This is a genomic window from Hyphobacterium sp. CCMP332, assembly GCA_014323545.1.
Taxonomy (GTDB): Bacteria; Bacteroidota; Bacteroidia; order Cytophagales; family CCMP332; genus CCMP332.
Window position 1 is genome coordinate 2,292,450 of record CP058647.1, and the last position, 21,337, is coordinate 2,313,786.

The 21,337-nt window shown below is 37.5% G+C and carries 20 protein-coding genes; 13 read left to right on the forward strand and 7 right to left on the reverse strand.

Going from position 1 to position 21,337, the window contains the following annotated elements:
• Positions 1–6 precede the first annotated feature (6 nt).
• A complete protein-coding gene (locus tag HZR84_10095) occupies positions 7–2,586 on the forward strand; it encodes a T9SS type A sorting domain-containing protein (GenBank protein QNL22276.1) in 2,580 nt (859 codons plus the stop codon).
• Between the two features lie 33 nt (positions 2,587–2,619).
• On the opposite strand, the gene HZR84_10100 is transcribed toward HZR84_10095, so the two are convergent.
• From HZR84_10100 to HZR84_10110, 3 genes are read right to left on the reverse strand one after another with little or no spacing between them, the layout of a single operon-like run.
• On the reverse strand, positions 2,620–4,161 hold the full coding sequence (locus tag HZR84_10100; GenBank protein ID QNL23237.1) for a YifB family Mg chelatase-like AAA ATPase: 1,542 nt from the start codon (positions 4,159–4,161) through the stop codon (positions 2,620–2,622).
• The gene (gene lpcA / locus HZR84_10105; GenBank protein QNL22277.1) at positions 4,161–4,742 is read right to left on the reverse strand and encodes a D-sedoheptulose 7-phosphate isomerase; all 582 of its coding nucleotides are present in this window, start codon (positions 4,740–4,742) and stop codon (positions 4,161–4,163) included. Before lpcA ends, HZR84_10100 begins: the two co-directional genes overlap by 1 nt.
• Before the next feature lie 12 nt (positions 4,743–4,754).
• Positions 4,755–6,518, reverse strand: coding sequence for a hypothetical protein (locus HZR84_10110; GenBank protein ID QNL22278.1), 1,764 nt, complete (start codon positions 6,516–6,518; stop codon positions 4,755–4,757).
• 59 nt (positions 6,519–6,577) lie between these two features.
• Between HZR84_10110 and HZR84_10115 the strand changes: the two genes are divergently transcribed.
• The 3 genes from HZR84_10115 (at position 6,578) to HZR84_10125 (ending at position 9,206) form a co-directional block, all read left to right on the forward strand.
• The gene (locus HZR84_10115; GenBank protein ID QNL22279.1) at positions 6,578–7,501 is read left to right on the forward strand and encodes a hypothetical protein; all 924 of its coding nucleotides are present in this window, start codon (positions 6,578–6,580) and stop codon (positions 7,499–7,501) included.
• 88 nt (positions 7,502–7,589) lie between these two features.
• Positions 7,590–8,231 (forward strand): uracil phosphoribosyltransferase, encoded by a 642-nt coding sequence (upp, locus tag HZR84_10120; GenBank protein QNL22280.1) that lies wholly within the window; start codon positions 7,590–7,592, stop codon positions 8,229–8,231.
• 6 nt (positions 8,232–8,237) lie between these two features.
• Positions 8,238–9,206, forward strand: coding sequence for a calcium/sodium antiporter (locus tag HZR84_10125; GenBank protein ID QNL22281.1), 969 nt, complete (start codon positions 8,238–8,240; stop codon positions 9,204–9,206).
• Here HZR84_10125 and sdaAA read toward each other — a convergent pair.
• Both sdaAA and HZR84_10135 read right to left on the reverse strand, forming a co-directional pair.
• Positions 9,203–10,120 (reverse strand): L-serine ammonia-lyase, iron-sulfur-dependent, subunit alpha, encoded by a 918-nt coding sequence (gene sdaAA / locus HZR84_10130; GenBank protein ID QNL22282.1) that lies wholly within the window; start codon positions 10,118–10,120, stop codon positions 9,203–9,205. The two genes, HZR84_10125 and sdaAA, sit on opposite strands and share 4 nt — an antisense overlap.
• Before the next feature lies 1 nt (position 10,121).
• On the reverse strand, positions 10,122–11,636 hold the full coding sequence (locus tag HZR84_10135; GenBank protein QNL22283.1) for a hypothetical protein: 1,515 nt from the start codon (positions 11,634–11,636) through the stop codon (positions 10,122–10,124).
• A 34-nt stretch (positions 11,637–11,670) separates the two neighbouring features.
• Here HZR84_10135 and tilS point away from each other — a divergent pair, with 34 nt between their 5' ends.
• The 8 genes from tilS to HZR84_10175 all read left to right on the forward strand — a co-directional run bounded on the left by tilS (position 11,671) and on the right by HZR84_10175 (position 18,837).
• A complete protein-coding gene (gene tilS / locus HZR84_10140; GenBank protein ID QNL22284.1) occupies positions 11,671–12,987 on the forward strand; it encodes a tRNA lysidine(34) synthetase TilS in 1,317 nt (438 codons plus the stop codon).
• Complete coding sequence (locus HZR84_10145; protein ID QNL22285.1) at positions 12,984–13,508, forward strand: cyclic nucleotide-binding domain-containing protein; 525 nt, start codon at positions 12,984–12,986, stop codon at positions 13,506–13,508. Before tilS ends, HZR84_10145 begins: the two co-directional genes overlap by 4 nt.
• A gap of 69 nt (positions 13,509–13,577) precedes the next feature.
• The gene (gene mdh, locus HZR84_10150) at positions 13,578–14,507 is read left to right on the forward strand and encodes a malate dehydrogenase (GenBank protein QNL22286.1); all 930 of its coding nucleotides are present in this window, start codon (positions 13,578–13,580) and stop codon (positions 14,505–14,507) included.
• Positions 14,508–14,566: 59 nt separating this feature from the next.
• A complete protein-coding gene (locus HZR84_10155) occupies positions 14,567–15,760 on the forward strand; it encodes a cytochrome-c peroxidase (GenBank protein ID QNL22287.1) in 1,194 nt (397 codons plus the stop codon).
• Positions 15,757–16,524: a hypothetical protein gene (locus tag HZR84_10160; protein ID QNL22288.1), complete on the forward strand. Its 768-nt coding sequence runs from the start codon at positions 15,757–15,759 to the stop codon at positions 16,522–16,524. The genes HZR84_10155 and HZR84_10160 overlap by 4 nt, the downstream gene beginning before the upstream one ends.
• Positions 16,525–16,914 carry a hypothetical protein gene (locus HZR84_10165; GenBank protein QNL22289.1) on the forward strand — a complete coding sequence of 130 codons (390 nt, stop codon included), beginning with the start codon at positions 16,525–16,527 and terminating at the stop codon, positions 16,912–16,914.
• A gap of 67 nt (positions 16,915–16,981) precedes the next feature.
• Positions 16,982–17,773 (forward strand): hypothetical protein, encoded by a 792-nt coding sequence (locus tag HZR84_10170; protein ID QNL22290.1) that lies wholly within the window; start codon positions 16,982–16,984, stop codon positions 17,771–17,773.
• A gap of 155 nt (positions 17,774–17,928) precedes the next feature.
• Entirely contained in the window at positions 17,929–18,837 is a 909-nt protein-coding gene (locus tag HZR84_10175; GenBank protein ID QNL23238.1) for a c-type cytochrome, read from the forward strand.
• Between the two features lie 89 nt (positions 18,838–18,926).
• Here the strand turns inward: HZR84_10175 and HZR84_10180 are convergent, their stop codons facing one another.
• Positions 18,927–19,355, reverse strand: coding sequence for a hypothetical protein (locus HZR84_10180; GenBank protein QNL22291.1), 429 nt, complete (start codon positions 19,353–19,355; stop codon positions 18,927–18,929).
• Positions 19,356–19,437: 82 nt separating this feature from the next.
• Positions 19,438–19,800, reverse strand: a complete 363-nt coding sequence (locus HZR84_10185; protein QNL22292.1) for a hypothetical protein — start codon at positions 19,798–19,800, stop codon at positions 19,438–19,440.
• A gap of 272 nt (positions 19,801–20,072) precedes the next feature.
• Here HZR84_10185 and HZR84_10190 point away from each other — a divergent pair, with 272 nt between their 5' ends.
• A complete protein-coding gene (locus HZR84_10190) occupies positions 20,073–21,326 on the forward strand; it encodes an efflux RND transporter periplasmic adaptor subunit (protein QNL22293.1) in 1,254 nt (417 codons plus the stop codon).
• Positions 21,327–21,337: the final 11 nt, after the last annotated feature.

Sequence of the window (21,337 nt, forward strand, 5' to 3'; positions counted from 1 at the left end):
TACAAAATGAACAAAATACTTTACACATCTATTCTTTTCTTAGCTTTTTCAGTTTTATGCAATGCCCAATCCTGGTATGAACTGCGCGCTTCAGGAGCAAATTTTCATGAAATAAGAAAGGCCTATGATGAGCAAATGGCTAATCAAAATCAAACAAGAGTGAGCAAACCTTTTGAAAGATGGGCACACAGAATGAACGAAATCACCTGGCCAAACGGTGAATTGAGCAATGATATTCCCAATTATTATCACTTGAGACGTGAAATGGCAAACAAATCAAACAGGGCCAAATCCAATCCTTATCCACAATGGACAAATCTGGGGCCGAGCATAGTTCCTTTTGGGGGCGGAAATGGCCGTTTGAATTTTATCAAATTCCGCCCGGACTCATTAAATGTTTTGTTTGTGGGTGCTCCTGCGGGGGGATTGTGGAAATCAACCAATGGTGGACAAACTTTCATTTTAATTAATGACACACTTCCAGTTTTGGGATGCAGCGATTTGGCTATTGATCCTGTAAACAATGACATAATGTACCTTGCCACTGGCGACAGAGATGGATCGGATACTTATTCAATTGGGGTATTAAAATCTTTTGATGGAGGATTAACCTGGGATACCACCGGTTTACAATGGGATGCAAGCGATCTGAATACCATTGGCCGTTTGGATATTAACCCTCAAAACGAACAAATGATTGTGGCTGCAACCAGTGACGGTTTTTACAAGTCTGTTAACGGTGGCTTGACCTGGTCGAGAAAAAGAACAGGCAACTTTAAGGATATACATTTCAAACCCGGTGATTCCTCCATAATTTATATATCAAGCAATGAAGTATTAGTGTCAAATGATGCCGGGGAGTCATTCACAGGAACCAATGTAAGTGGTTTTTTTAACAGGATAGAACTGGCTGTAACCGAAGATGATCCCAATTACGTTTATGCTTTAGGATCACAGGGAAATACAAGTCGTTTTGAATCATTATGGCGATCCACAAATTCAGGTCAGTCCTGGACGAATCGATTTGACAATACATCAGGTGTTAATCTTTTGGGAGGCGATGCTGATGGAGGTGACAACAGGGGTCAGGGATGGTATGATCTGGCGCTGGCTGTTTCACCTATCGATAAAGACAGGGTAGTGGTAGGAGGAATTAATGTGTGGGAATCCCTTAACGGAGGGGGTAGTTTTGGTACCAATTCAATTTCACACTGGACAGGAAATGGTGCTACCTACATTCACGCCGACCAACACGATTTAGTTTTCAAACCAAATTCCGGAGATTTATATGCAGCCAATGACGGAGGTATTTTTTACACAACAGATAACGGTTCACTTTGGACCGATTTAACAGAAACTTTGCAGATAACACAGTCTTATCGATTGGGTATAAGTCAAAATACCGCTGGATTTTTACAGGCTGGGAATCAGGATAATGGAACCATTCGAAGAAACCTCACCGGGACTTATTTGTACGAGCAGGTGAACGGCGGCGATGGAATGGAGACTATTATAGATCATACCGATGATAACATTACCTATTCCGCTACACAAAACGGAAGTTTATATAGAGCCGTTTCCGGAGCTTATTCCGGAATCAACAACAACATCAACGAAGGCGGATACTGGGAAACACCTTACATTATGGATCCATTTCAGAACAATATAATTTTTGCAGGATTTAATAATATTTTTAAAACCAGCAATGCAGATGAACCAAATCCCGGTTCGATTCTTTGGGTAAAACGAAATAACAGTTCCTATCCTAGTAGTGGAAAAACGACCCAATTGGTAATGGCACCCTGGAACCTGGATATGTTAATGGCATCAAAAGGCAGTAGCTTATATCTTTCTTCAGATGGAGGTGTGAACTGGTCTCTGATATCCGCTTCGCTACCCAATTTATTTATAACCAATATTCAATTTTCTCCTTATTTCAATCCTGGTACTTTCACGGCATACGTGACACTTTCAGGTTATTCAAATGGTAACAAAGTATACCGAACCATTGATGGTGGGCAATCCTGGCAAAATATTTCAACGGGTATACCAAATGTGCCGGCCCAATGCATTGTTATTGATCCTACTACTTTTACTACCGAAGAACTGTATGTGGGTACCGATGTGGGCGTGTTTTACAAAAATGACAACATGAGCCAATTTGAACCCTATAGCAATGGTTTGCCTAATGTTTGGGTTCAGGAAATGGAAGTTCAGGTCACGGAGGGTTATATATATGCCTGTACTTACGGAAGAGGATTGTGGAAAGTCCCATTGTATTCAACTGTTGTTGGGTTTAACAATGAAAATTTAGCGAAAAATGAATCCGTTGAGCTTTCTGTGTTTCCCAATCCATTTAAAGACAGATTGGAAATAAAGTACGATCTAAAAGAACAAGGCGAAGTAATTATGGAGATTTTGGATCTTCAGGGAAAACAGATTTATTCCCACAAGAACACAAATCCACAAATAGGTTTGAATATCTTGAATATTGATTCTGAGATGGCAGAATTGAGTGGCGGAATGTACATTTTCAAATTCAAGACGGGAAGTGACGAAATCACCCGAAAGATCATTAAAAATTAAATAAATATACTTCGGTATTTCATCGGGAAAATTTTAAGTCCCAAACCAGCCTTCGCGGTCCAGACTTCTATATTGGATGGCTTCAGCCACATGTTCAATGGCAATGTCCTCGGACTCACTTAAATCGGCAATAGTTCTTGATACTTTTAGAATTCGATCATAAGCTCTTGCGGAAAGACCTAATTTTTCCATGGCCGTTTTCAATAGAGTATTGCAAGCCTTATTGATTTTACATAGGTCTTTTACCATTTGGGCGGGCATCATGGCATTGCAAAATATTTCGGGTTTTTCCTTGAAGCGAAGATTTTGAATTTCCCTGGCTTTAATAACGCGTTCCCTGATTGTTGTACTTTTCTCTGATTCCTGTTTTGAAGTCATTTGATCGAATGAAACTGGGGTTACTTCTATATGAAGATCTATACGATCCAATAAAGGACCGCTAATCTTGCTCAAATAGCGTTTTACATCGGCAGGTGAATCGGGATGATCTTCACCGGGTACATAAAACTTTCCCGACGGACTGGGATTCATACTGGCCACAAGCATGAAATTAGCAGGGTATTCGACAGAGGCCTTAGCTCGGGAAATGGTCACTCTTCTTTCTTCAAGCGGTTGACGCATTACCTCTAAAACCGTTCTTTTAAATTCCGGAAGCTCGTCCAAAAACAAAACGCCATTATGTGCCAGTGATATTTCTCCGGGTTGTGGGTTTCCACCACCACCGACCAATGCTACATCAGAAATGGTATGATGTGGTGTCCTGAAAGGCCTGTGGGCAATAAGCGAAGTATTTGTGCTGAGTTTGCCCGCAACAGAATGAATCTTTGTTGTTTCGAGCGCTTCATGCAGACTTAAGGGTGGCAGAATGGATGGCAGCCGTTTGGCCAACATGGTTTTACCCGCTCCCGGAGGGCCAACCATTATGACATTATGACCACCCGCCGCGGCAATTTCCATTCCGCGTTTGATATTTTCCTGGCCCTGCACATCGGCGAAATCGAGATCGAAATTTTTTTGAAGATCAAAGAAAAGGTCTCTGGTTTCCGCAAAGACTGGTTCAATGGTTTTACTCCCATCCAAAAACTCAACCGCTTCGATTAAAGTATTGATTCCGATGATGTCTAAATCATTAACAATAGCGGCTTCGGAGGCGTTTTCTGAAGGCACAATCATGCCTTTTAAACCCATGCGTCTGGCTTCAATGGCCAAAGGAAGTATGCCCTTAATGGGGCGAACCGTACCGTTCAATGAAAGCTCTCCCATGATCATATAGTTCTCTAATTCTTCCGAATCCAATTGATTTGCAGCCTTGAGGATTCCCAATGCTATGGGCAGATCGTAGGCAGACCCTTCTTTTCTTACATCGGCAGGTGCAAGATTTACAAGAAGTTTTCTTCTGGGGAAGTGATAATTATTTTCTTTAAAAACAGATTCAATTCGAAATAGGCTTTCTTTTACAGCATTGTCCGGAAGGCCTACTACATAAGCCTTGGTTCCTCCAACAATATTAACCTCGATTGTAACAGTCAGAGCATCTACGCCCAATAAAGCACCACCAAAGGTTTTTGCAAACATCAGCCCTCCAATCCTTTCTCTATCAGCCCGATCAGGCAATGAATTATTTTAATATGTATTTCCTGTATTCTATCTGCATATCCGTTGTGTGAAACTCGGATTTCAATGTCGGAATGTTCGGCAAGATGCCCACCACTTTTACCGGTTAGTGAAATGACTTTCATTCCTTTCTGATGCGCGGCTTCTGCTGCATTGATGATATTTTGACTATTCCCTGAGGTTGAAATTCCCAATAAAATATCGCCTTTTTGACCCAAAGCGCGAATGTATCTAGAGAACACCCGGTCGAAACCAAAATCATTGCTGACACAGGATATATGTGAAGGATCGGAAATGGCAAGAGCGGCAATCGGATCGCGATCTTCCCTGTATCGTCCTGTGAGCTCTTCGGCAAAATGCATGGCATCGCAATGTGAACCTCCATTTCCACATGAAAATATTTTACCTCCTTTTTTTATCGATTCAATCATCATTTCTGAAGCTTTTGATATTAACTGGAAGTTTTGCTCATCAGCTATAAAATGGTCCAATACATTTTTTGCTTCAGTCAATTCATGTCGTATATGATCAATACTGTTCATTTTATTCAAAGATTAAAAATCAAAATTTCTTAAATCGGTGTTCCAACGTAAACCCAGCTGGAAAATGTGTGAAGTAGTAGTTATAGTTCCTGAGGGATTTAAATTTGGATCTACATTATTTGGAATTTGCAGATTATTCGGCTGGTAATCATTTGTTCTCAATGTATAATTGAAGTCAATAAAGAAATTATGCCTTAACATATAACTCATACTAAGATTGCTTATAAATACATTTTGCTCAAATCCCTGACCCAGAGTATTACCAAAATCCTGTATCCGGCTGGAATAATCCAATCTTATATTCTGGCCATAATTTCTAAATACTTCACCGTCGACAATATTATCGCGACCTCTGTTATAAAAAATACTTTTTGAAACAATGTTTAGGCGGGGAATTGGCTGATACCTAATAATTCCTATACTTTCAATAAAATTAGCACCTAAAGGATGCGCCAAGGGCTGTTGATAATGCTGGTAATTGGTGAAATCCGAAACATGTGCATATGTATAGGGCCTTACTGCATTTACTTCGTATTGCAGATCGAGATTATCGATTCCGAAAGCATTCATGTATTTAACTCCACCCTGAATCCCAAATTTATTGCCCCACCAGCCATTGCCCGCTCTGAGATTGGATACGATCAATTCATCAAAAATTAATTGGCCGTACAAGGCTACTTTTTTGACCGGCATCCACCGCCAATCCAATCCAACGGTGGCATTGTCAGGGCTTCCCACATTTTGTTCAATGGCTCTGTAAAATATTATCGGATTTAAATAAGCGAGATCCAGGCTATTGTCATCGGGTCTTCCGTATATGACATTTTCAAAAATCCCGATATTGAGTTTTTTACCAATGTTCATGCTCAAATGGTGAAAAGCCATGTATTTTCTTGGAAATAGCCTTCCAGATCTCTGATAATCAGCTGTGAGTTGAGCAAAAATATTGGTGTATTTGAGCTTCCATATCTGGGTTTCCACTTTCAAAAAAAGATAAGGGGCTGAAAAATCGGATAGAATCAATGATCTGTGACCATTGCCAATAAAGTTCCTGTCATTGCCAAATTGAAGAAACACATGTTTGCTTGCATTAAAGGTGACATAGCCCCTGGCGTTGAAAAAATCATAGCCCTTAGAACCAAAGGGTTTCCAAAAACCTTCACCCGGCACTACCGAGTCTTCAACAATTCTTTGCTCCACATATCCTGGAACTCGCATTTGATTTTCTGTTAGGGCCGAGTAGAATCCAATTTTTTTATCGATCATGCCGCGAACCACAACACCTCTGGTGTTGGTATAAAAGTTACGTGATTCACTTATATCAGAAGAATCTGAAAAAATGAAATCCGAAGAGCTTGTATTACTAGATTCAAAACCCCCATTTAAATGTAAAATTGGGTCAGCATGAATTTCAAAGACATCCTTTTCATTGTAGTAAAAAGCGTTCGCCTTTTTTTTATAAAAGTGATTTAGAAATGGTTTTTCAGATTCTTCTTCGATTTCGGTCCATTCATGACTGTCATTTAGCAGATACTGCTTATTAAAAAAATCAGATTTTGAAGTAAAAACCGAATCATCTTCCAGTGCTTCAATAATATTTTTTCTGGTATAGGGTTTAAATGATGTGAATACATCATTGTAGTTTTTTCCGTTTAAAATTTCATACCTCTGAAGGAGTCGAGTATATTCACGGCTTCCGGGAGCATATACACCCTGGGCCTTAAGAAATGAAAATGGGACAAGCCATATAAAAATGAATAATAGATTATTGCGCATATCATTGAGGTCTCGCGGTGTAAAAAAACTACATTAGATTAAGTTTCGAAAAGGAATAGATGAGTATTATTCGATTAAGAAGTGATGAAATTGACCCAAATTCTTGGAATGAACTTGTAAATCATTGCAAGTGGTCAAGAATATTTTCGAAATATGACTATTTAAAAGCAGTAAACCCTGAATTTGAAGCCATTGTGGAAATTGACAATGACAAATACCTGAATGCATTCCCATTGATGTTCAAAAAAAGATTTGGGATCGTTTATCTGGTTCAACCTGTTTTTACACAGCAAATTCAAATACTAAGTCGGGAAAGTGAAGTGGGAGAAGCTTTTTTGAATGAGGTCGGCCATGTATTGGGGCAAAGTATTTCAATGCGTTTATCTCTTGATTCGCGTTCTGCAAGTCAATTGCTAAAAAGTTCGGATTTTCAATCAAGCACGCGACTAACTTATATTCTGAATCTTGGTGAACATGATTTAAGTCAAAGCTTTTCAAAAAATCACAAAAGAAATATAAAAGCGGCCAATAAACTGAATTGGACGCTTGAAATCAATAATGACTTTCATGCCCTATTAAGTGGATTCATAAAGAATAAGGGAAGGCAAATAAAAATAAGCAGGGATTTTTTAAATGCCTATGATCGCCTAATGCCGTTTTTTATTGAAGATAATAATATAAATATTTTTTCAGCCCTTGATGAAAATGGCGATAGAATGGCTTCAGGCCTTTTTGCGGGTTATAAAGATGTAATGACCTTTTTACTTAGTTTTTCAAATGAAAAGGCCAAAAAAGCCGGAATTATGCATGCCATTATCAATGAATGGTTACTTAATTACAGCAAGGGGTATAAACAATTGGATTTTGAAGGTGGTAATATTGCTTCCCTGGGCCGTTTTTATTCGGGTTTTGGTGCAGAAAAACAGGAATTTGTATTTCTTGAAAAACACCGATTTCCTCTGGCTTATTTAATAAAATCGTGAAATCCTTTATTAATATTGACAAAGATAATTAGCTCAAAGTTTAATTTCTATATATTTGAACTCCTGTATTTAATCGGGAAAACCTTTAATGTTTATACTAGCGAAGGAGAACAGTATTGCTAATAATATCCTTATCGAATTGAGAGACAAGCACATACAGAAGGATAGGGCGAAATTTAGATCAAATATCGAACAATTGGGTTCTTTACTTGCCTATGAAATTTCCAAGTCCTTGAGCTACAAAAGTATGGAAATTCAAACCCCCCTTGGTGTAAAAAAACAAAATGGACTGCTGGAATATCCCAATTTAGTATGTGTTATGAGGGCCGGAATGCCTTTTTTTCAAGGTTTTCTTAATGTCTTTGATAAATCCGATTGCGGATTTTTAGGGGCCTATAGATCTACTTCGGGTAACAAAGACGAAATTCAAATTGAAGCCAGCTATTTCACAAAGCCCAACCTGGATAATAAAGATTTGATAATTGTAGACCCCATGTTGGCCACCGGGAAGTCTTTTGTTAAAGCTATAAAGGGTATTAGAGAAAAATTTAAACCAAAATCTATACATATTGCTGCTTTAGTAGCAAGTATTGATGGAATTGAATATATTAATCAAAATATTGAAAGCGAGATCTGGACAGTAGATATGGATGATCACCTCAATGAACATGCATATATTGTGCCCGGATTGGGAGATGCCGGAGATTTATCTTTTGGTGAAAAAATATAGTATTAAATGATAGACTTATTTTTTCTTATACTTGGTTTGGTTGTACTTATCTCTGGAGGTGAGTTTCTTGTTCGGGGTGCTTCCAATATCGCTTTAAGATTAAAAATATCACCACTTGTAGTCGGTCTTACCATTGTTGCTTTTGGCACTTCTGCCCCTGAATTACTTATTAGCGTTAAATCCGTATTATCCGGAATCGATGACCTGGCAATGGGAAATGTTGTTGGTTCAAATATTTGTAACCTGGGGTTAGTACTTGGTTTTACAGCCGTCGTTTCGGATATCTATATTGAAAGAAACACATTGCGCTTTGATTGGCCAATGACCTTCTTTGCCTCAATTCTTATGCTATTTGTAAGCTCTGAATTATTGTGGAACAATCGCATAATAGAATTCTGGGAAGGGCTTCTGTTCTTTTCAATGCTTATAGCTTTTACCTCATTTTCTATGATAAAAAGTAGGAAAGATACCAAAGCCAAGGAAGCATTAATGGAAGAACACGAATTGACAGAGCCCGAGCAATCAACCAGAGCTCTCTTGATTGATATTTTAATGATCGCAATTGGTTGTGCCGGTTTGTTTTACGGTGCAGAATGGTTTGTAGAAGGTGCAGAAAAAATTGCTTTGCGTCTTGGTGTATCGGAAAGGGTGATAGGGATTACTTTAGTTGCACTCGGCACAAGTCTTCCTGAATTGGTTACTTCTGCAATAGCTGCCTATAAAAAACAAACAGATCTGGCACTTGGAAATCTTCTAGGATCCAATATTTTCAATATTCTATCCATCCTTGGAATAACAAGCATGATTCAAAATATCACCATAGACCCGGTAATTTTGGAATACGACATGATATGGATGATGGGAATTACTGTTTTGGTATTAATTCTTGCTTTAATCAGAAAAAAACTGGGCCGTGTGGAAGGTGTTGTATTATTATTATTCTATGTTGTTTACACCTACAGTGTAATTAATTAATCGCCTTCTTCTTTATTGTCTTCGTCAGGCATCATTTCAATATCGTGAATCAAAACTTTTTTACTGATTCTTTGCCCGGTAGGAGTGGCCGCCAATCCACCCAATGCAGTTTCCTTATAGCGCGCTTCCATGCTTTGTCCAATTTCTCCCATGGCCATTACACACTCATCAACAGGAATGACAGAATCAACATCGGCAATGGCAATTTGAGCTGAGGAAAATGCAATTGCTGCGCCGCTGGCATTTCTTACCACACAAGGAATCTCAACTAAACCGGCAACAGGGTCGCAAACCAATCCCAGCATGCATTGAATGGTGATGGCAACCGCATTGAATACTTGCGTATTTGTTCCCCCCATTAAATAAACCAAGGCACCGGAGCCCATGGCCGCAGCACTACCTGTTTCTGCCTGGCAGCCACCCACAGAACCCGCAATACTCGCATTTCTTTCTATGATCAATGCTATTCCGGCTCCAACCAGAAGGCCTTCCAGAATTTGCTTATCCGTAAATCCGTGAATTTCCTGGGCTGTATATAATATGCCGGGCAATATTCCCGAAGCACCTGCAGTTGGAGCAGCAACGATTCTGCCCATACAGCTATTCACTTCTTTTGCAGCTAAAGCCCTTGACACGAGTTTTTGAAATTCAGGAGAAAGCAATGTATGCTTATTTTGATATACCTTTTTTGCGCCATTATTGATCATCCCCGATCTCGATTTCATATCCTCTTTCAATCCGGTATCTACAGCTTCACGCATTACATCATAGGCTTTCTGCAAATGATCCCATATGCTTTTTTCATCGCGAGACTTTTGCTCTATTTCATAGGCCAGTACAGGTTCAAACAACTTTTGATTGTTTTCTTTGCAGTAGGCTTTCCATTCTTCAAAATTGTTAAACAACATTCCCATATCAATTATTTTTTTCGTAGTAAATAACAGATTCCCGGCTCGGCTTTTCGCTTTGTCTCCAAATAAATCCTCTTAATCGTTTTTCAGGATCCAATAGTTCCTGTGGGGGTATGAATTTAGCATCGGGTTCCACATAAAAATGTATGAATTGCAATTCTTTATCTGCAAAATCCAGGGTCATATTGCTGCATAAAACCCTGTTCATACCAATTACGCTCAGGTCCTCTTCTTTGAGTGCAAAATAAATGCTCTCTCCATTGCCGTCTATAACGATTTGACGAATAAAAACCGAGTCGAATTGAGCTACGACGTGTCTTCCTTTGACCTGATTAAAATTCCCAATTGTATCCTGAGAAATGATAAATGCATTGATATCCATAAATACTTTATCTATAGCACCATTCGCCATTTGAATAGATATGGTGTCTGCAGTCATTTGATTCTTTTCTGCCCAGATAACCGGATCATTAAAAAAAGTTATCATTGAATCCGCTGAATTATATACCATCGAATCGCATTTTCCCTGCATATCTGTTTTGTAAATTTTCACATTGCGATAACCCAGAATTTTTTTGTCCTCAGTGGAATCCACTGTTTCAGAAATAAGTGTGTCGGCGCGCATATAAAGCGTATCTTCTTCCATAGGATACAGCATAAGTGTGTTCCCCCATAATTTTGAGCGCCCACTTTCTCCCCCAAATAGCATGATGTCACCGGTCAAAATAATATTTTCCTCTTTGGAGTAAAGAAAAACATCGCCCCAGGCTTTTCCCGAATTACCATTTTGGGAAAATATCATTTCATTCGCCTCCATGATGTACTCTTCGTTTTCAAGCCGGTTTCTCGCATTGAGATTGGAGAGTTTTGCCTGTGTGTCGTATTGTCCGCTTTCAGTGTAAACCGTACCACTTTCACTGATGATTTTTGTAGGACCGGTGAAATAAACTATTTTTCTTTCGGTGTGGTAATCCATGGTATCTGAAAACATTTCTCTTTCAGGTGAGAGCAAATGCACATCTTTTTTGAAATGCATCATTTTAAGATCGGTGTCATACCTGCCTTTCTCGCTGGTTAAAGTATTATCCCCGTTAATAATTTTACCACCTTTTACATAATAGGCCTGATTGCTGTTTAGATCAAAGTCGAGATTGTCCGTATAAAGCTTCATTTGCGGATCTGTAAGAATTACATTATTCCTCGCCTTGGCAAGCTTTAGACTGCCTTCATAAGTCAATTTATCACAGGTCAATGTTACCGTGTCTGATTTGACGAGTTTTACTCGTCCGAAGGTTTCCAGCTTATTGTTGTTTTTTACATACTGATATGCCGAATCACAGTACAGTGTTATATCTTTTTGCTGTAAAATAACATTCCCCAAAAGTTTATTGATCTTTTGATCATTGAATTTGCCACTTTTAAAAACATCTGTTTGCTTTATAATTACATTTTGAGCCTTCAATAGGTCATTTTGTAAAAATAAAAGTGTAAAAACAATATAAAGCTTGTAAATTTTCATCCTGAAGCGCACAAATTTACTCCGACTAGCGAATATGTTAGAGCATTTCTCAAATTTACTCAAAGAAAGGTATAGACTTAAGAAAAAAAACAGACTTCTATTAGCGGTTAGCGGCGGTATTGATTCAGTAGTATTATGCGATCTGATAAGTAAAACAGACTATGACTTTGCGATAGCGCATGTAAATTTTCTATTAAGAGAAGAAGATTCTGAAAAGGATGAACATTTCGTCAAGGATTTGTCGAAACGCTTTGAAGTGCCATTTTATTCTCATCGTGAAAATGCCGGAATTAAAGCGGATGAATGGAAAATGTCGGTGCAAATGGCAGCTCGAAAAATCCGTTATGAATTTTTTGAACAGGTCATGGATAGTTTCAATTACGATTACCTGTTAACCGCTCACCATTTGGAAGATAGTTTTGAAACAGCAATTTTAAACTTTATTAAATCGGGCACCTATTCATCTATTTCAGGTATTCCTGATATCAATAATAATATAATCAGGCCCTTGATTTCCTTTTCCAAAAAGGACATTGAGGAATATGCTTCCAAAACCGGCCTGAATTGGAGAGAAGATAAAAGCAATTCTTCTTTGTATTATCAGCGCAATATAGTCCGTCATAAAATTGTACCCGTCGCAGAAGAAATTAACCCATCCTATTTAAAGACCTTTTCTGACGCTTCCAATCAAATGCATTTGTTGCGCTTTTTTTTGGAGTCTAAATTGAAAGAAGCAAAGTCGGATTGGATTCAGGAAAAAAAGGATTCTATTAGTGTCAACATTTCCCGTCTAAAAAATAATCCGGAAGAACTGTTCATCTTTTGGGAATACATTAAATGCCTGAAATTTAATTTTAATCAGTTTCATGACATGGTAAAGAGTTTAAATTCTGAAAGCGGGAAAACGTTTTATGCGGAAGATTACATGTGTGTTAAAGACAGGACCAATTTTATAATCACATTAAAAAACAAAATATCTGAAGAGCTAATAATTGAAAAACCCGAGGATTTAAATCATTTGGAGAATTCTTCAATTAAAGCCAATCATTTAAAAAAAGATTTCACCATTGAAAAAGACAAAAATGTAGCCATTTTAGATGCCGCATTGATAACCTATCCTTTAAAATTAAGACCCTGGCAAGAAGGTGATAAATTTCAACCCCTTGGAATGAAAGGAGAAAAAAAAATCAGTGATTTTTTAATTGATCTTAAGGTTCCTCTGAATTTCAAAAAAAATCAATATGTTTTGCTGTCCGGTGAAGACATTGTTTGGGTTGTTGGTCAAAGAATCAGCGAAAAATACCGGATTACTGATAATACAAAACAGGCCTTAAGACTAGAAATATTATGAAAAATCCATTTGGAAAATCCTACGGGCTCGATGAATTGAATTTTTTCAGATTCCTTTCCAAAATAAATCTATTCAAATATTTGAATAATGATGATTTGGCACAGCTTGTCCCATACCTGCATCAAAGGAAATACAAAAAGGATGAGGTGGTTTTTTTCAGAGGGGACCCAAGTCAGGCCTTGTATATTGTTAAATCGGGGAAGGTATCATTAAACATTGATATCGGAGAAAAATTTGAAACCTTAACCAACCGCACTGCCGGCTCTTGTTTTGGTGATAATTCCTTATTGGCCAAATCAGAAAGGATTTATAATGCTATTGTGGAATCCGAGCACTGCGAACTTTACGTTATTCCACAAATTAATATCTTGGATCTATTCGAAAAAAAGATTGAGATTAAAGCTAAAATGCTACAGGCCCTAGCGGAATCCTATTATGAATTAAATCAAAACCTGTATAAATCTTATAAATCATCCTTTGGGTTTTTCGAATTATCCAATGCTTTTGATAATATCTCTTAGAATGCATTTAGAATAATCTAATTGATTATTTTAGCGGAAATTCTTAATTCAATCTTAAAACATTAAAAAATGAAAGTAACAGTAGTAGGGGCCGGAAATGTTGGAGCCACTTGCGCCGACGTATTGGCGTATAGAGAAATTGCCAATGAAATTGTAATTGTTGATATAAAAGAAGGTTTGGCCGAAGGAAAAGCGTTAGATATTTGGCAGAAATCTCCTATCAATGCATATGATAGCCATACTACGGGATCAACGAATGATTATTCCAAAACGGCTGGTTCAGAAGTAATTGTGATCACATCAGGATTGCCGAGAAAACCCGGAATGACAAGAGATGATTTAATTTCTACAAATGCAGGAATTGTGAAAATGGTAACAGAAAATGTTATCAAATATTCACCGGGCGCAATTATAATAGTGGTTTCAAATCCTTTGGATGTAATGACATATCAGGCGCATTTAACTTCAAAAGAGCCAAGAACCCGTGTGATGGGAATGGCCGGAATACTTGATACAGCCAGGTACAGAGCATTTTTAGCCGAAGCCATCAAAGTTTCTCCTAAGGATATTCAGGCGATGATACTGGGTGGACATGGCGATACTATGGTTCCGCTTCCGAGATACACGACTGTTGGAGGTATACCAGTAACAGAATTGATTGATTCAAAGAAGCTCAATGAAATCGTCGAGAGAACAAAATTCGGTGGTGGTGAGTTAGTTAAATTAATGGGAACTTCAGCATGGTATGCTCCGGGTTCGGCTGCTGCTCAAATGGTCGAGGCCATTGTAAAAGATCAGAGAAGAGTATTTCCGGTTTGTGCTCAATTAAATGGCGAATACGGTATCAAAAATTGCTATCTGGGTGTTCCTGTGATTCTTGGTAAAAATGGTATTGAGAAAATTATTGAATTAGATCTCAATAAAGAGGAAACAGCATTGCTTCATGAATCGAGAGATCACGTTTTTGAAGTGATGTCAGTTCTGGATAAAATGAAATAGTTAATTCAATTCTTAAGAATGGCACCATTTGGTGCCATTTTCAGTTTTAAGGATGATGTATGAAAAATGAATGGATCTACATATCGATTATTTTTATCGGATCAGCGGTTTTCTCCTGTAATAATGACGATGAGGGAACTGCTCCACCGATAAATAACCCTGCGCCAGAAGGGAAAGACTGGGTATATCAACCCACAGAAGTAGAACTGGAAATACCTGCATATTTTCCTGAAATAGCGAACAATAAAATTATTGAAGAAAAATTTCAATTGGGTCGTCATCTCTTTTACGAGAATCGACTTTCCAGAAATAATACAATATCATGCGGCTCATGTCATCATCAGAATAAAGCATTTACAGACGGAAGGCAATTCAGCCTGGGTCTAAATGCCGAACCTACCCCAAGAAATGCCATGTCTGTGGTAAATATGCTTTGGGAGGATTTATTTTTCTGGGACGCCCGTGCAAAAACTTTGGAGGAACAAGCTTTAATGCCAATTCAGGATCATATAGAAATGGATTTAACTTTGGCAGAAGCCGTTGACAGACTTGATAAGCTTGAATTGTACGATAGTTTATTTTTTCACGCTTATGGCGACACTTTGATTACACCTGAAAGAATTGCTATTGCAATCAGTGAATTTGAAAAGGGGATCATTTCAAAAGATTCCAAATTCGATAAATTTAAAAGGGGGGAAGAAAGTCTGACTTCAGAGGAACAATTAGGTTCAAAATTATTTTCTACGCATCCCGGCCCAAAATGGAACCAGGATTTTCAATTGTATATTTTTGAAAGAGGCGGAAATTGCGGCGATTGTCATACCAGTGTTAATTTCAACAAATTTGTAGGTGCACAGGGTATGCAAAATAATGGATTGGAATCTGATGATACACGTGTAGATGATGGTTATTTCAAGGTAACAAATAATCCTAATGATAAAGGAAAATTTAAAACTCCCTCCTTGCGTAATGTAGAATTAACTGCTCCATACATGCACGATGGAAGGTTTAATACTTTGGAAGAGGTATTGGAACATTACAACGAACATGTTCAGGTTAGTAACACGCTTAGTACACTCATGTATGTAAATAATGACCCGGATCAGCAGGGAATTATCAGCCCCGATGGGAAAACCATTCAATTGGGTCTTACGGAAAGTGAAAAGTCAGCAATTATTGCTTTTCTAAAAACACTTACTGATAATGAATTAATCAATGATCCACGGTTTACAAATCCATTTTTAGAAGAATGAAACATCTAATTGCACTAATCATCCTGTCTTCAATCATAATTATTTCATGTGATAATGATGACGACCCTGTTGTTGTGCCGGAAACTACTACGGATCTGGTTTTAAATTTTGAGTTTAAAGTTGGTACTGAGGCATTAGAACTTGGTACAGGAAGATATGTTTTGGGCAATGAGGATACGGTGAGCATTGACCAGTTTAAGTTCATTTTAAGTAATTTGACTTTAAGGCAATCCGATGGCGGCAAATGGATTGATGAGGAGGGATATTATCTGGTAAAAGCATCCAATGGAGTGACTAATTTTCAGTTGACCATTGAAGATGTGCCGGTTGGCAATTATTCATCCATGGAATTTCACATTGGAATGGATTCTGCTATGAATTTCAAACCGGAGAGTTTTCCGATTCTCTTTCAACAGGAAGGCATGTATTGGGATTGGAACACCGGTTATAAATTTTTATTGCTGGAGGGGAGATATTTTTCAGACAGCCTGTCAACGCCCAATAATTCTACCGGATTGACCGCTCATATTGGCGATATGATTAACCTTGAAATACCGCAATTTAGTTTTTCAGATACATTGATCTTGGAATCAGAAAATGCAGGAAGAGTCAATTTTAATGTCGATTTGGGAAAAATTTATACTGAGCCCAATGTGCTTTCACTCAAAGAAGCCAATAACAGAAATATTATGGGAGGTCCAAATGCTTTATTAATTGTAGAAAATTATGGCAATGGGATGATCGTAATTACATCAATCGAATAATTGAAATGGTCAAAAACCATATTGCCATTTTTCTTTTTAGCATCAATGCTGGTTCACAGCATAAATCTGACCTTTGTTAAAGTGCATTTTGATTTTAACAGGGATTATATAGCCAATAATTTGTGTGTAAATCGTTTTAACCCTGAATCTGATTGTAATGGACAATGTTATTTGATGAAAAAGCTTAAAGCTGAAACTGACAAGGAGGCCCAAAAGAAAGCGGTATTCAGCCCGGTGTTGAGCTTTGCTTTTTTCCAAAATGAAACAGAAGAAATCGTATTTAATCCGGGCAGAGAAATACTTGTAAAATCATTTTTTATTTCTGATTGTGAGAAAATATCTAAGGATCCATTTCTGGAAATAGACAGCCCGCCCCCCAAATACGCTTAGATAAGTCGTTTTTCTATTTGGCTTTTCAAAAGCCTACAATTATTTACTAACTCTAAAATTTTAACAAATGAAATCTTTAAAAAGCATTTTTGCTGTGCTCTTAAGTATAGGCATGGCATTCACAATTGTATCATGCGGTGATGATGATACAACAACACCCGTAGATCCAATTGACGGAAACGGCAAACTTACAATTCACTTTGACAACAAATACGATGCTATGGCTGATATTGATTTAGAATTGAATGAGGTATATGCCACTTCTTCCGGAGACAGTATTACTGTTTCGGGTATAAGGTATTGGATCTCTAATATTATTCTTTTTAATGGAACCGATACGGCCTATCAGGATGAAGACGGTTATTATTTGGTAGAAAAAACAGCTGATAATACACGTGAAATGATCCTTATTGATGAAATTCCAAGTGGTACATATACCAGCCTGGAATTTGCACTTGGGGTAGATCCGGCAAATAATGATACACTCGGATCCGGAAAAGGGGAATTAAGTTTATCAAATGGTATGTTCTGGGCATGGAACACAGGCTATAAATTCCTAAGGTTGGATGGAACGTATTTTGAAGAAGACAGCTCCAATTACCAACCGCTAAGGATTCACACCGGTCTAAATGCCTATTACATTAAAAAAGAAATTCCATTGGCAGCAAATTTGGTAGTGACCGAAGGTGGTGATCACATTGCACATTTCATGGTTTCAGTCAAAAATATGTTTGAGCAACCAAATTCAATTGAATTAGGCGAAAAGGATGGAATATGGATGTTTTTCACCGAGGAACCCGCCTGGAATAGAATGAATGAAAACATCTCAAATATGTTCATGCTACATCATGCTGAGTGATTAAATATTTAAATCATATTGGAATTTTTATCCTGGCTTTGATCATTTATTCATGTCGGGAAAGTCATGAACCTCTGCCGCAGGATGAAATTTTTGTGGTGGAGGTTCCTTCCAATTTTGAGGATCTTCCTGTACCCGAAAGCAATGAATTCTCAATGGAAAAAATTGAACTGGGAAGACTGCTGTTTTACGACCCTATACTCTCTGGTAATAATCAGGTTTCCTGCGCCTCTTGTCATATTCAAAGTAAGGCATTTACTGATGGCGATGCCCTGACCAGAAAAGGAGTCAGTGGTGAAGCCTTATTGCGTCATACGCCTGCTTTAATAAATCTGGCATGGATGCCCGGACTGTTTTGGGAAGGGGGAGCAAAAAATATTGAGTCATTGGCTTTAGGACCTATAGGTCATCCCGATGAAATGAATCAGGACATTGTTGAACTGGTAAAAGAGTTAAATGAAGATTCGGAATATCCGCTGCTTTTTCAAAATGCCTTCGGACCGGGCGATATAGAGCTCACACAGGTTTTGAAAGTCCTGGCGCAATTTCAAAGAACTCTAATTTCGGGAGATTCCAGATACGATAAATATATTCGAAATGAAGAAGATATCACTTTATCCGTGCAGGAGCTTAATGGGTTGACATTGTACGAGGAGCATTGCAGTAGCTGCCATTCGGGATTTTTATTTACCGATAATAGCTTTCATAATAATGGCATTGATAGTTCCTGGAATGATATTTCAAATGAATATATTTTTACCGGCAGATACCGGATCACTTTTGATTCCGCTGATCTGGGTAAGTTTAAAACACCAACACTTAGGAATGTAGCTCTTACAGCACCCTATATGCACGATGGAAGGTTTGAAAGCCTTGAAGAGGTTCTCAAGCACTACAGTGCTCAGGTAAAAAACTCGCCAAGCCTCGACGAACATTTTAAGAATGAGGACGGGTCGTATGGAATACCCCTTTCCGAGGAAGAAAAGAGCGATATTATTGCTTTTCTAAACAGCCTGACGGATGAGGAGTTTATAAGCAATCAAAGATTTTCCTCTCCAAAATGACACGTAGGTAAATTTTCTCAACTTTTATTTTTCAGGCAAATCCAAAATTTCAATGGTGAGAAAAACATTTTGACAATTATCTTTTAAAATCAGCCTAAATAATCATCGAGGGCACGCGTTTTAAACTCTTCCCATTCCCACATGCTCAAAGATTTCTTTTGATTTAATTCAATGAGTTTTTGAATCACCCCTTTTTTAAAATTAAGGTTTTCTGCCATTTCGGTAGCTATTTCCATTTCCTTTTCGTCCACGATATTATCCACCATCATTAATTTGACCATTTCAAATAGCTGGTTTATTTTTTGATCAAAATTTACCGGAATTTTTTGTTCGGCATTTTTTTGCTCCCTGAAAATTTCGAGGATTTGATTTTTCTTTAGGCCGTAGTGTTTGCCAATTTTATTAAGCAAATCTATTTCATCGGCGTGCAGCTTTCCATCTGCTTCAGCAAGTGCAACGAGATTTTGCAAATGCATTTTTTTGTTCTGAAGGCTTTGATATTCGAAATATCCAATCATAGTATAAAACTAATGACTCTAAAATATAAAGCATAAAAAAAGTCGGTTTCTATCCGACTTTTTTCTTCAAGTGTGTAATTCCTTATTTAATGACTAATTCCTTAACCAAACTGGTAATTTCATTGCCAACCGTGACCGTATATTCTCCATCGACGAGATTGATTAAATCAAAGCGCTTGTTGTAAATGCCTTTGCCTTTAACCATTTCAGTATAAATACTTTTACCTTCTTTGTCTTTCAGATTTAGTGCTACCGGCTTTTCAGTTTCATTTTTAAAACTTACGATATAACGATGATCTTCTGTATTTTGAAAAACTGATATTTGTAAATCACTTGCTTCTACACTTAATGGAGCATTGGATTCCCTGTTTTCAGTTCCGCTTGCAAATGCAATATTTGTAAATAATATTGCCAATAGGAGTATTGGAAATTTTAAACGTAACATAACAATTTAATTTTGACCTCAGTAAAAATGCCCCAAAGCGCATGCCAAAAAATTGAACTTAGCTTAGCAGATTTAAATGAGTTTTTTTGCATAATGGGGTCAAACAGGCGTATTTTAACGGACAGCAGTTGTTCGATTATGAACAATTATTTTGTTTAATTAAGGCTCATTAAAATTGTATGTTGATGAATGGGCATTAAATATTGGAATTTGTGCAATTTTTAAGTTTGGCATCTTTATTGGCATTGAAATGAAAACTTAGTAGGGATACGATGGATCGAAAGATTGAAAAGAAAAAGTGGCCACCAAAGAAAATCGCAATATGGCTAGGATCAGCATTGCTTGTTTTATTTATTGCGTATAATCTAATTATAGCCGATGGGTCTCGTAAACTCAATATAGATAAAGAAAGAATCAGTATTTCAGAAGTAAGCTTTGGTGACTATATAGATTACATTCCAATCGATGGTACTATACAACCCATACGCACTGTAACTCTCGATGCCATAGAAGGAGGGAGAGTCGAAAAAAAATACACCATAGGAGGAACGAGCATAAAAGAAGGAGATACGATTCTAAAATTGACAAATCACAACATGATGATGTCATTTCTTGAACAGGAAACCCGGGCTTCCGATTTAATTAATAATCTTCAAAGTACCAGGCTTAGTCTTCAGCAAAATCGATTTAGATTAAAAAGGTCTTTAAACGATATCAATTACAATCTTGCCAGGGCTGAAGATATCTACATGAGAAACAAGGAATTGTATGAAGAAAAAGTATTGTCGGAACAGGAGTTTCTTCAATCCAAATGGGATTATGAACGATTAAAAAAGCAAAGAATGATTGAAATTGAATCTCAACGAATCGATTCAATAAATATGGTGGCACAAATAAACCAGTTGGAGAGAACCCTTTCTCAAACGATGCGAAATTTAGAATTCAACAGGGAAAATTTGAGTAATCTTCTGATTATTGCTCCTATTTCAGGATTGATAAGTTCAATTGATCAGGAAGTTGGGGAATCCGTGGATCCCGGTCAGAATATTGGTCAAATTGATGATATCAATTCATTTAAAGTACGCGCTCTTATTGATGAACATTATGTATCAAGGGTATTCCCAGGCTTGAAGGGTTATTTTGATTTTGCAGGAGCAAGGCATGAACTGGAAATTACGCGGGTATATCCCGAAGTAACAAATGGACAGTTCAGAGTCGATATGAAATTTGTAAAAGATTATCCCGAACAAATTAGAAGAGGACAGACCACTCAAATTCGATTAGAATTAAGTGATCCTACCAAGGCGCTTTTAATTCCACGCGGAGGATTCTTTCAACAAACCGGTGGAAATTGGATTTTTGTTTTCGACGAATCATCAAATGAAGCCGTTAAAAGAAAAATACGTACAGGTCGTCAAAATTCACGCTATTATGAAGTTTTAGATGGCTTAATTGAAGGTGAAAAGGTAATTGTATCTTCATATGAGGGATATGATAATATTGATAAATTGGTAATAAAGGAATAATTAAACTTATA